Raw genomic sequence first — 11373 nt, forward strand, 5'->3', positions numbered from 1 at the left:
GAAGTCAAGGAATTGCAGAAAGAGGAGAAGCAGCATGCCGTTATTTTTTGAAGAAACATCCTGGCGTTTTTGGGACCAGTCCTTGAGCGCCAAAAACCGCTCAGCGCTGGAATCATTTGCAGCAGACGACACACTTTGTGAATTGGTGGGGAGCGGAAAAAGTGAACAGGCCGTCCGCACATGGGTGCATGATGACACAGTGGTGTTGGGCATCCAGGACCACCGCCTGCCCCATATCGAGGAAGGCATGGAGGTCTTGAAAGCGCACGGTTTTACGCCGATTGTACGCAACTCGGGTGGACTGGCGGTGGTATTGGACGCCGGTGTCCTGAATATTTCGCTGGTGCTGTCGGAAAAGGACAACGCGATCGACATTCCGGCAGGGTATGAACTGATGCTTGAGCTGGTGAAGGAATTATTTCCGGAAGCTGACATCGAAGCCTATGAAATTGTCGGCTCGTATTGCCCGGGCTCTTATGACCTCAGCATTGGCGGCCGGAAATTCGCCGGCATCTCGCAGCGCCGGATCCGCCGCGGTATCGCAGTGCAGGTTTATCTATGCATTGAAGGGAGCGGTTCGGAACGTGCAGAAGTTATCCGCGAATTTTACGAAGCGGGACTTCAAGGCGAAGAGACAAAATTCACCTACCCGGAAATAAAACCTGAAACGATGGCGTCGCTCAGCGAGCTGCTTGGCAGACCCATCACCGTCCAGGAAGTGGTGCTCGACCTTCACGCTTTGATGGGCGCACCGGCACCTATGCCGCTGCAGCCGGATGAGACGGAAGTGTACGGATTTTATTTGGAACGGGTGGTTGAACGCAACCGCAAAATGCTGGAACGTCCTCTTGAATAGAGAAGAGGCGCTGGTGTAGAATAGCTGTTACATGAAAAAAACGGAGGTGCGCAAGTGAGCTACGCAACGCAAAAATTAGCTGAGGAAAAAGTCTTTAAAGATCCGGTCCACCGATATGTCCACGTGCGCGACCAAGTGATTTGGGATCTGATCAATTCGCGTGAAGTTCAGCGTTTGCGCAGAATCAAGCAATTGGGCACCTCGTACTTAGTATTCCACGGCGCAGAACACAGCCGTTTCAACCACTCACTGGGCGTATACGAAATCGTCCGGCGGATTTCGGATGATATTTTTCATGGACGCCCGGAATGGGACGAAAGCGAACGCCTGGTGGTTTTGTGCGCAGCACTTCTTCATGATCTGGGCCACGGGCCGTTCTCTCACTCATTCGAAAAGGTTTTTGCGCTTGACCATGAAGCCTTTACACGAAAAATTCTGCTTGGAGACACGGAAGTCAATGAAATCCTGTCCAAGGTATCCACCGGTTTTCCGGAAAAAGTGGCTGAAGTGATTGCCAAAACCTATTCGAATAAACAAGTGGTGTCGTTGATTTCCAGCCAAATTGACGCGGACCGCATGGATTACCTTCAGCGCGATGCGTATTATACAGGGGTTTCCTATGGCCATTTCGATATGGAGCGGATTCTTCGTGTCATGCGCCCGCTCGATGACCAGGTTGTCATCAAGTCGAGCGGCATGCATGCGGTTGAGGATTACATCATGAGCCGCTACCAGATGTATTGGCAAGTGTATTTCCATCCAGTTGCCCGCAGTGCAGAAGTGATTTTGCGGAAGATACTTCAGCGGGCCAAGGAATTGCATGGTCTCGGCTATAAATTCGCACAGCCGCCGACCCATTTCCTGTCGTTTTTCGACCGCAGCTTTACGCTGAAAGAGTATTTGGCTTTGGACGAAGGCGTCTTGATGACTTATTTCCAATTGTGGATGACGGAGCGCGACCCGATCTTAGCGGATCTGTGCGACCGTTTCGTCAACCGCCGCCTGTTCCAGTACGTGGATTTTGATCCGGGCAAAGATTACAAAAAGCTTGGCGAACTTGCTCAGCTGTTTCATTCTGCAGGCATCGACCCGGAATATTATTTGATCGACGATTCGACATCCGATTTGCCTTACGATTTTTATCGTCCGGGAGAGGAAGAAGAGCGCCTGCCGATCCATTTGCTAATGCCGAACGGCGACATCAAGGAATTATCGCGTTTGTCCCAAATTGTAGACGCCATTTCCGGCAAACGCAGAACCGATTATAAATTGTATTTTCCAGCTGAGCTATTGATCGATGGCAAGAAAAAAGCCATCAAGCAGCAGATTTTGGAGATGCTTCGAGAAGGAGGGGTATAGTTGCTCCAGGAACACGCAAAAATCGTGGACTTTATTGCCACCGCGGAAGGTGTAACCGGCCGCAAGAAATTGCAGAAAATGATTTACATAATGAAAAAGATGGACATTCCGTTCCAGGAAAAATACGAGTTCCATATTTATGGGCCGTATTCTGAAGAATTGACTGCCCGTGTACATGAATTATGCGACATGGGTTTCTTGTCCGAGGCCTTGGAGGACAAAGGCTCTTACGTTCAATATAAATATAGCGTCACAGAAGAAGGCCAGGAGTTCCGCAAAGTATTGGGGAAATCCGTTTTGGATAACCCGTTGACGGCAGAGAAGCTGAATGCCAAAAGCGGTCGCTTCCTGGAATTGACCGCGACGCTCCTGTATTTTGATAATTTAAACCGCGGGGAACAAATCGATAAATTGCATGTCGTCAAAGGAAAGCTGAACTTTACGGCTGAGGAGATCGATGAGGCATTTGCATTTATAGAGGAACTGCGTTCGTAAGCGGTGGGAATGAAAAAAACTCCCATTACGGGAGTTTTGAACGGCCATTTTCACTTTTCATGGGATCCAGTTGCAGTGCCTAGCTCTTCAGGTCATAAGTCAACCCGGTGTCCAGTTACAGTGCCTAGCTCTTCGGGTCATAAGTCAACCTGGCTGTGTGGCAAAAAGCGCCACTTCGCCGGTCTGCCTTATGCCTGTCAGAGCTGAACAGGCACTTCCACTTTTTTCATTGATCTGAAAAAAGTTTGCCTTTTGTGCCGTAATCGGTTTTTTTCATGTCTTCGATAAAAACGGTGACGTTTTCAATCGGTGCCCCTGTTGTTTCAGAAACGGCTTCAGATACCTTTTCGACAAGTGCGCGTTTTTGATCTTCTGTGCGCCCTTCGAGCATTTTGACAGTTACGTATGGCATAATGGATACAGCTCCTTTTCTTGAGAATACTATCATCATAGCAGAACGGAGGATTCAGACAATGGCGAACGAAGAAAAACCAAAACAAAAAGTAGGCTTTACCATCATAAAAAACGATCCGACAGACGGCCATAAAGGCTACGGCATCGGTTCCTTGTCTCTGGAGAACGTTTCTCCGCTGTTCATCGACGTGGAAGAGCAGGAAGCTTTCATCGATATCGGCGCCATGCATGCCCGCAGTGAAGTGGAGCGCGGCATCAAATTCACCACTAACCCGGAAGACTCTGCCGGAGGCAAAGATTATTGGCTGGTATGGATCACCATCGACTTCAATCCGGAAGGTCCCTATTACGCAGGAGTCGCAGCATGTGAAATGGTGGTTAACCGTGAGAAACGCAGAGGCTATAAAATTTTGGCCGACCACGTCAACCGGATGGATAAATCGATGAAACGCAAAATTCTCGTCGATCAAATGGATGAACCATCGAAAAAAGTGCTGGCCAACTACCTGGAAACCCATAACCCGGAAATGTGGCAGCGCAGCTCGGAACAGCTTCATCATGATCTTGGCCGGAAGTAAGGAAATCCGCTTGGCCAATAAATAAAGGTTTTGTCAAAGTGAGATTTACAGAGAACAACCAGCTTTTTGAACAGAATGTGACATTTCAATTTGCTTCCAACGGATGGTTGAAGTTGTCTATAAAAGGCAGTACACTAGAACTACAGCTTTTCAATAGAAAGCTAGGACACCTGATAGCGAGCAAGTGCCGTGAGCCATTGCGAACAAACCCAAGCCAATGCCTCATGTCTCTTTCTTCGCACCATCAGGCTTTTAAAAAGGTTTTCTGTGAAGGGAAAAATTCCCTGTGCAGAAAACCTTTTTATTTTATGTGTAACGAAGTTTAGCCCGGGTAAAGAGGAATAGGAAAAAAATATTGCACTTTTACCGAAAACACTTATACTTTTTTAGGTGGATTTTATTTAGATTGAAAAGGAGTTTGATTATAGATGGCAGGATTTTGGTATACAGAAAAACAGACAGAGAATTTCGGGATCACAATGAAAATCAACAAGACGCTTCATACGGAGCAAACGGAATTCCAATACCTTGAAATGGCGGAAACCGCGGAATGGGGCAATATGCTGTTTTTGGACGGCATGGTCATGACTTCTGAAAAAGACGAATTCGTCTATCACGAAATGGTTGCACATGTTCCATTGTTCACGCATCCGAATCCGGAAAACGTGCTGGTTGTCGGTGGCGGCGATGGCGGCGTCATCCGTGAAATCCTGAAACACCCGTCTGTCAAAAAAGCGACGCTTGTCGACATTGACGGCAAAGTGATCGAGTACTCGAAAAAATTCCTGCCAAGCATTGCTTCTGGCCTGGAAGATTCACGCGTGGAAGTGATCGTCGGCGACGGCTTCATGCACATCGCAGAATCGGAAAACGAATTTGATGTCATCATGGTGGATTCAACTGAACCGGTCGGACCGGCAGTCAACTTGTTCTCAAAAGGCTTCTACGCAGGTATTTCAAAAGCGTTGAAAGAAGACGGTATTTTTGTGGCTCAATCTGATAACCCATGGTTCAAAGCAGATTTGATCAAGCAGGTACAGAGCGATGTTAAAGAAATCTTCCCAATCACCAACTTGTACTTGGCGAATATCCCGACTTACCCAAGCGGTCTGTGGGCATTCACCATCGGTTCGAAGAAATACAACCCATTGGAAGTTCCGGCTGAACGTTTCCATGAAATCGACACGAAATACTATACGCCTGAGCTGCACAACGCCGCTTTCGTGTTGCCGAAATTCGTGAAAGATTTGACAGGAGAGTAAATGATGAGATTTGACGAGACTTATTCAGGAAAAGTATTCATCAAAAGCCATCCGAATTACGAAGAATCAAAAGCCGTACTCTACGGCATGCCGATGGACTGGACAGTCAGCTACCGTCCGGGATCCCGTTTTGGCCCGAATAAAATCCGTGAAGTGTCCATTGGTTTGGAAGAATACAGCCCATACCTTGACCGCGAGCTCGGGGACGTGAAATTTTTTGATGCAGGTGACATTCCTTTGCCGTTCGGCAATCCGGAAAAAAGCTTGATCGAAATCGAGACTTACGTCCACACCCTGTTGGCTGATCATAAAATCCCAATGGGCATGGGTGGCGAGCATTTGGTGTCATTGCCGGTTATGAAAGCAGTCGCTAGTAAATATGACGACTTGGCGATCATCCATTTTGATGCGCACACCGATCTTCGAGAAAACTACGAAGGCGAAGAATATTCCCATTCAACGCCGATCCGTAAAATTGCGGACCATATCGGACCGAAGAATGTCTATTCATTCGGCATCCGTTCCGGCATGAAAGAAGAATTCGAGTGGGCCAAAGAACAAGGCATGCACATCTCGAAATTTGAAGTGCTTGAGCCGTTGAAAGAAGTATTGCCGACTCTTGAAGGACGCAATGTCTACGTGACGATCGATATGGACGTCTTGGATCCTGCACATGCACCGGGTACCGGTACAGTTGACGCAGGCGGGATCACATCACGTGAACTGCTGGCTTCAATCCATGCAATCGCAGCATCAGGCGTCAACGTCGTTGGTTTTGATCTTGTGGAGCTTGCTCCTGTCTACGACCATTCCGACCAAACCGCAAACACAGCCAGCAAGCTGATGCGTGAAATGATTTTGGGTTGGGTTAAGTAGAGAAAAGCGGAGGCAGCCGTCTAGCCGCGACAAGCGCTGGAAGCCTTACCGGTAATGGCGTTCTGTGCCGTTACTGGAAAGGCCGAAGCGACTCGAGGGGCTGGCTGTTGGAGCTAAACAATAAGAAAAGCAAAGGCACAAATTTATATCAATCAATATAATTGCAGCAAGAGCCAGCTTGGAATTTTCCAAGTCGGCTTTTTCTATTGTATTTTACGTATCGATTCACAAACCATTTGGGATCTTCAAAGCAACATAAGCTCTCCAAAATAGAATCTTTAATTTAAAACCGGTAAGATAGATGGAGACTACTTATCTGGAAGAGGTGCTGACAATGGAATTGTATAAATGGACAGGCCATCGCGATCAGGCGGTGATGCTGATGGCAAATTTGGCAAATGCGCGGCTGATTTATCTGGTCAATGACGACGAAGCGGTATTGCTCTATGAAGCAGAAGGCGGTCCTGGTTTGCAGGGCGCGGAAGCTTACCAGGTACTGAATGCTGTGGGAGACATCAATGATGGCTATTACGCCGTATTCAATAACGTTCCGGTGTCGGAGGAAGGCCGTGAGCTGTTCGAGTCGCGCTTCCAGAACCGGGCAGGGATGGTAGAGAAAGAACCAGGATTCGCGGCAATTCGCGTACTGCGGCCGGTGAATTCCGATACGTACGCCATTCTGACCTTGTGGAAAGACGAACAATCGTTTAAAAACTGGCAGGAATCGCAGGCATATGGCCATGCCCATGCCAAGCGCGGCACAGCGGAAGGCATCGACAAACGCCCGAATATTTTCCCGCGCCCTTCTTTTGTCACAACCTATACAAGATGAGCAACGACACATTAAAATGAACAATTGATGAAAGACCACGTGCATTCAGCTGAGGCTGAAACATGTGGTCTTTTGCTTAATCTGCAGTTACCGCCAATCCTTCATTGAAAAAGACAGTCGAGTCAAGCTATAATATAAAGGTTATCAAAGGACGGGGAGGCGGAGAGCCATGCAAAAGACAGTGACGATCAAACTGACGACGACGATCCGTCAGCCGGATATGGAAGAGCAAGTGATGGTATTGGAATCTCATGGAACCTTGACGGAGAAAAACGAGCTGCGTTACCTGCAATATGCCGAACAGCAGGACGAACTCGAAATCCGGACAACGGTCAAACTTCAAAAAGACGAAGCGGTGATTATGAGAAGCGGCGGCCTGCAGATGCGGCTCCCGTTTTTATTACATAAAGAACAGACGGGAAATCTGACGAATGAACAGGGGTCATTTATGCTGACGACAAAGGCGCATGAATTGTCGGTCAGCGATACGCGGTTTAAAGTCCGATACGACCTTGCACTGGGCTCGGATCCTGTCGGTGAATACGAAATGGAAATACAGTTTATGGAGGCTAAATGATGAACGCAGTAGAAAAAGTCCAACAGGCAATTAAAACGGCATTTACGGAAGCAATTGAAAAAGCGGAATTGACAGCCGAACCGGTTGAAGTTCGTTTAGAATCACCAAAAGACAAAGCGAACGGCGATTACGCCACAAATATTGCGATGCAATTGACGCGTTTGGCGAAAAAGCCGCCCCGCGCGATTGCAGAAGCGATTGTAGCAAACCTCGATAAAGACACAGCGAACATCCAGACAGTGGAAATCGCCGGTCCCGGATTTATCAACATCACCATCAAAAAGGATTACTTACAGGACGTCGTCAAAACCGTGCTCGACCAGAAAGCGGATTACGGCCGTTCAACTGCAGGTGCAGGCGAACGCATCCAAGTGGAATTTGTATCAGCCAACCCGACAGGCGACCTGCATTTGGGCCATGCCCGCGGATCTTCAGTCGGCGACTCGCTGTGCAATGTATTGGACCTTGCAGGATATGACGTATCACGCGAATACTACATCAACGATGCCGGCAATCAAATCAATAATTTGGCATTGTCGATAGAAGCCCGTTATTTTGAAGCACTTGGCCAAGGCGACAGCATGCCGGAAGATGGCTACCGCGGACAGGATATTAAAGATATTGCGGACGCGTTGGTACAGGAACATGGCGACAAATTTGTCAGCATGACTCATGAAGAGCGTTTTGAAGAATTCCGCCAGCACGGATTGAAAGTGGAATTGGCGAAATTGCAGCAGGATCTGGCGGATTTCCGTGTGAAATTCGATGTATGGTATTCTGAATCGTCTCTTTACAAAAACGGCAAGATTGATGAAGCTTTAGCTAAATTGCGTGCCAATGGCCATGTTTTTGAAGAAGACGGAGCAACGTGGTTCCGTTCGACAACGTTCGGTGACGACAAGGACCGTGTTTTGATTAAAAATGACGGTACATATACGTATTTGATGCCCGATATCGCTTACCATGAAGATAAATTGCAGCGTGGCTTCGAAAAGCTCATCAATGTTTGGGGAGCTGATCACCACGGCTATATCCCGCGCATGAAAGCGGCGATTGAAGCACTTGGCTATGACCGCGACACGCTTGAAGTCAGCATCATCCAAATGGTGCAATTGTACAAAGACGGCGAAAAAATGAAGATGAGCAAACGTACGGGTAAAGCAGTAACAATGCGCGAGCTTGTCGAATTGGTCGGCTTGGATGCTGTGCGTTATTTCTTCGCCATGCGTTCCGGCGATACGCATATGGATTTCGATCTGGATTTGGCTGTGTCACAATCCAATGAAAACCCGGTCTTTTATTCGCAATATGCGCATGCCCGCATCTCTTCGATTTTGCGTCAGGCAGAAGAACAGGGATTGACGGTTTCAGAAGACCAGTTGAACTTATTGACTTCTGAAAAAGAAATCGATGTTCTGAAGAAAATCGGTGATTTCCCGCAAGTCATTGCGGATGCAGCCAAGCAGCGTGCACCTCACCGAATCACGACATACATTCATGAATTGGCATCTAATTTCCACAGTTTCTACAATGCCAACAAAGTCTTGGATGCCTCTAACCCGGAATTGACCGGTGCCCGTCTGGCATTGATCATGGCTGTGAAAACAACCTTGGCCAACGCGTTGAAGACAGTCGGCGTCGCAGCTCCGGAAAAAATGTAAGAGACAGACAAACGTTTACGTGTATAATAAAGAGAAACTTCAATCAATGAATCTATCGCTTTTAGAAGCGGGATGAAATGAAGAAACAGAATATGAGAACCATTCATAAAGGTGCTTATGTCTAAGAACATGAGTTAAAAGGGAAGCCGGTTTAATTCCGGCGCGGTCCCGCCACTGTATGTGAGAGGAATCTGCAAAATGCCACTGAAGCAATGCTTTGGGAAGGTGCAGAAACCGAAGACCACAAGCCAGGAGACCTGCCTTTATGACGACACACCCAAACGCCTGCGAGGAAAGGCTGGATGCGCATGCTTTTTTATGGCGTCCTTTCCATCCCCCGCAGTTTGCTGCGGGGGATTTTGTGTTCTCTGGGAAATTTTCTCCAGACAACTTTAAATTATTCTAGAAGTTAATTCTTTCATTAATGAAAATGCCATTCCAACCAAATAGCATATCTGATTGCCGCATAAACAGTGAAAACAACAAGGGGGATTTATTCATGAAGAAGATTTGGAAGTTTGGTGCAACCGCAGGATTGGCCGCGGTATTGATGGCGGGTTGCGGAGATACGGCGACGCCCGTAGAAGAACAGGATACTGAAACACCGGCGGAACCGCCGACGGAAGTTGCGGATGTAGAATTTCCAGTGACGTTGACGGATGCAGTAGGCGAAGAAGTGGTGATCGAGGAAGAACCGGGAGCCATTGTTTCGATGGTGCCATCAAATACAGAAATCGCTTATGAACTTGGCGTTGGTGACAAATTAGTCGGCGTTTCGGATTTTGATAATTATCCGGAAGAAGCGATGCAAGTCGAAAAGATCGGCGGCCAGGAATTCAATGTGGAAAAAATCATTGGCCTGCAACCGGATTTGGTGCTTGCGCATGAATCGGGATTGGGTGTTGGCGACGCTGGGCTTCAGCAGTTGCGTGACGCTGGACTCGAGGTCTTTGTAGTCAACAATGCCGTCAGCTTTGATGAAGTCTACGATTCCATTACAGTGATCGCACAAGCGACAGGCACCATGGAAGAGGCGGAAAGCATCGTTTCTGAAATGGAAGTCCAAGTGGCGGAAATCGAAGAATTGGCAAGCACAATCGAAGAGCCGAAGACTGTCTTTCTGGAAGTCGGAAGTGAACCCGACATCTACACGACCGGAAAAGGCACGTTCATGGATGAAATGTTGACGCTCATCAACGCTGAAAATATAGCGGGCGATTTGGTAGGCTGGGCAAAAATGGACGCAGAAGCAGTCGTTGCAGCTGATCCAGACGTCATCATCACAACAGAAGGCGGCTATATCGAAGATGCAGTCGACCAAATCAAATCGCGCAATGGATTTGCGGAAGTGACAGCTGTCAAAGAAGATGCTGTCTATAACCTGGATTCGGACATGCTCACCCGTTCAGGCCCACGTTTATCAGAAGGGCTGATGGAAATGGCGAAAGCTGTTTATCCTGAAGTGTTCAATGAGTAAGAATGTACTGGCATACAGCGTCTCGCTGCTGATTTTAGCAGGCGCCATTTTGCTGGGGGTGACGGTCGGAACGGTTTCCATTTCGCCCGTCGTGTTATGGAATCCGTCTTCGGATGAGGCAGCAGCCAATATTTTATGGAATATCCGCATGCCCCGTGTTATTTTAGCCGGGCTTGTCGGAGCGGCACTGGCGATTGCCGGGGCTGCGTTCCAAGGGCTTCTGAAGAACCCATTGGCCGATCCTTACACCCTGGGAGTGTCTTCCGGTGCCTCAGTCGGCGCTGTGATGACGCTCTTTTTTGGCATATCCATCCCATTTTTAGGACCATTCACTTTGCCGGTCATGAGCATGATCGGGGCGTTGCTCACAATGCTCGCCGTGATGAGTTTCGCAAAATTGGTGGATCGCTCCATGAAAATGGAAACCGTCATTTTAACAGGCATCATCTTCAGTTCTTTTCTGGGCTCAATCATCTCCCTGATGATTGCATTGACCGGAGAAGAGCTGCGCCAAATCATCGGCTGGCTGCTGGGCAGTGTGTCGATGCGCGGATGGCCATATGTACGGATGGCGCTGCCGTTTGTTTTGATCGGTTCATTCGTCTTGTGGCTGAAACGCAGAGAATTGAACGCCATGCTGTTTGGTGAAGAACGCGCACAACATTTGGGCGTCGATGTCAGAAAGAGCAAAATGATCATCTTAATCGGCGGTTCGGTACTGACAGGAGCAGCCGTTTCAGTTTCCGGAACCATCGGATTTGTCGGTCTGGTGGTGCCGCATATGACCCGCTTATTATGGGGATCGGATCATCGCCACGTCCTGCCATTATCGTTCATCAATGGAGCCGCGTTATTGATCATTTGTGACTTGGTGTCGAGAACAATCATCTCACCGACGGAATTGCCGATCGGTGTCATTACCGCATTTATCGGAGCACCGGTATTTGCATTCATCTTTTTCCGGCAACGCAAAGGAGGGGTATGAC

At 48.1% G+C, this 11373-nt stretch carries 12 protein-coding genes and 1 riboswitch; of the genes, 11 read left to right on the top strand and 1 reads right to left on the bottom strand.

Features of this window, described 5'->3' with window-relative positions:
- Positions 1-34: 34 nt before the first annotated feature.
- The 3 genes from H9630_RS00340 to H9630_RS00350 are packed head-to-tail and all read left to right on the top strand — an operon-like array spanning position 35 to position 2710.
- Positions 35-856, top strand: a complete 822-nt coding sequence (locus H9630_RS00340) for a lipoate--protein ligase family protein (RefSeq protein ID WP_191713510.1) — start codon at positions 35-37, stop codon at positions 854-856.
- A 54-nt stretch (positions 857-910) separates the two neighbouring features.
- Positions 911-2215, top strand: a complete 1305-nt coding sequence (locus tag H9630_RS00345; RefSeq protein WP_191713511.1) for an HD domain-containing protein — start codon at positions 911-913, stop codon at positions 2213-2215.
- Positions 2216-2710 carry a YwgA family protein gene (locus tag H9630_RS00350; protein ID WP_191713512.1) on the top strand — a complete coding sequence of 165 codons (495 nt, stop codon included), beginning with the start codon at positions 2216-2218 and terminating at the stop codon, positions 2708-2710.
- A 226-nt stretch (positions 2711-2936) separates the two neighbouring features.
- Here H9630_RS00350 and H9630_RS00355 read toward each other — a convergent pair whose 3' ends face one another.
- Entirely contained in the window at positions 2937-3122 is a 186-nt protein-coding gene (locus H9630_RS00355) for a 2-hydroxymuconate tautomerase (RefSeq protein ID WP_038704761.1), read from the bottom strand.
- A 61-nt stretch (positions 3123-3183) separates the two neighbouring features.
- Between H9630_RS00355 and H9630_RS00360 the strand changes: the two genes are divergently transcribed.
- The 8 genes from H9630_RS00360 (at position 3184) to H9630_RS00395 (ending at position 11372) form a co-directional block, all read left to right on the top strand.
- A complete protein-coding gene (locus H9630_RS00360) occupies positions 3184-3702 on the top strand; it encodes a YwhD family protein (protein WP_191713513.1) in 519 nt (172 codons plus the stop codon).
- A 428-nt stretch (positions 3703-4130) separates the two neighbouring features.
- A complete protein-coding gene (speE, locus tag H9630_RS00365; protein ID WP_191713514.1) occupies positions 4131-4964 on the top strand; it encodes a spermidine synthase in 834 nt (277 codons plus the stop codon).
- A 3-nt stretch (positions 4965-4967) separates the two neighbouring features.
- On the top strand, positions 4968-5840 hold the full coding sequence (gene speB, locus H9630_RS00370; RefSeq protein WP_191713515.1) for an agmatinase: 873 nt from the start codon (positions 4968-4970) through the stop codon (positions 5838-5840).
- A gap of 334 nt (positions 5841-6174) precedes the next feature.
- Positions 6175-6672, top strand: coding sequence for an antibiotic biosynthesis monooxygenase family protein (locus H9630_RS00375; RefSeq protein ID WP_191713516.1), 498 nt, complete (start codon positions 6175-6177; stop codon positions 6670-6672).
- A 169-nt stretch (positions 6673-6841) separates the two neighbouring features.
- Positions 6842-7249, top strand: a complete 408-nt coding sequence (locus H9630_RS00380; RefSeq protein ID WP_191713517.1) for a DUF1934 domain-containing protein — start codon at positions 6842-6844, stop codon at positions 7247-7249.
- A complete protein-coding gene (gene argS / locus H9630_RS00385; RefSeq protein WP_191714460.1) occupies positions 7249-8910 on the top strand; it encodes an arginine--tRNA ligase in 1662 nt (553 codons plus the stop codon). Before H9630_RS00380 ends, argS begins: the two co-directional genes overlap by 1 nt.
- Positions 8911-9002: 92 nt before the next feature.
- Positions 9003-9189: riboswitch (cobalamin riboswitch) on the top strand.
- Between the two features lie 220 nt (positions 9190-9409).
- On the top strand, positions 9410-10387 hold the full coding sequence (locus H9630_RS00390; RefSeq protein ID WP_191713518.1) for an ABC transporter substrate-binding protein: 978 nt from the start codon (positions 9410-9412) through the stop codon (positions 10385-10387).
- Positions 10380-11372 carry a FecCD family ABC transporter permease gene (locus H9630_RS00395; RefSeq protein WP_191713519.1) on the top strand — a complete coding sequence of 331 codons (993 nt, stop codon included), beginning with the start codon at positions 10380-10382 and terminating at the stop codon, positions 11370-11372. The genes H9630_RS00390 and H9630_RS00395 overlap by 8 nt, the downstream gene beginning before the upstream one ends.
- Position 11373 lies beyond the last annotated feature (1 nt).

The sequence above is a fragment of the Planococcus wigleyi genome (genome assembly GCF_014836985.1).
GTDB lineage: Bacteria > Bacillota > Bacilli > Bacillales_A > Planococcaceae > Planococcus > Planococcus notacanthi.

Excerpts from the sequence above, each read along its gene's own strand:
- H9630_RS00355 (WP_038704761.1), bottom strand. The coding sequence starts at position 3,122 with ATGCCATACGTAACTGTCAAAATGCTCGAAGGGCGCACAGAAGATCAA.
- H9630_RS00340 (WP_191713510.1), top strand. The coding sequence starts at position 35 with ATGCCGTTATTTTTTGAAGAAACATCCTGGCGTTTTTGGGACCAGTCC.
- H9630_RS00380 (WP_191713517.1), top strand. The coding sequence starts at position 6,842 with ATGCAAAAGACAGTGACGATCAAACTGACGACGACGATCCGTCAGCCG.
- H9630_RS00395 (WP_191713519.1), top strand. The coding sequence starts at position 10,380 with ATGAGTAAGAATGTACTGGCATACAGCGTCTCGCTGCTGATTTTAGCA.
- H9630_RS00375 (WP_191713516.1), top strand. The coding sequence starts at position 6,175 with ATGGAATTGTATAAATGGACAGGCCATCGCGATCAGGCGGTGATGCTG.
- argS (WP_191714460.1), top strand. The coding sequence starts at position 7,249 with ATGAACGCAGTAGAAAAAGTCCAACAGGCAATTAAAACGGCATTTACG.
- H9630_RS00360 (WP_191713513.1), top strand. The coding sequence starts at position 3,184 with ATGGCGAACGAAGAAAAACCAAAACAAAAAGTAGGCTTTACCATCATA.
- speE (WP_191713514.1), top strand. The coding sequence starts at position 4,131 with ATGGCAGGATTTTGGTATACAGAAAAACAGACAGAGAATTTCGGGATC.
- speB (WP_191713515.1), top strand. The coding sequence starts at position 4,968 with ATGAGATTTGACGAGACTTATTCAGGAAAAGTATTCATCAAAAGCCAT.
- H9630_RS00390 (WP_191713518.1), top strand. The coding sequence starts at position 9,410 with ATGAAGAAGATTTGGAAGTTTGGTGCAACCGCAGGATTGGCCGCGGTA.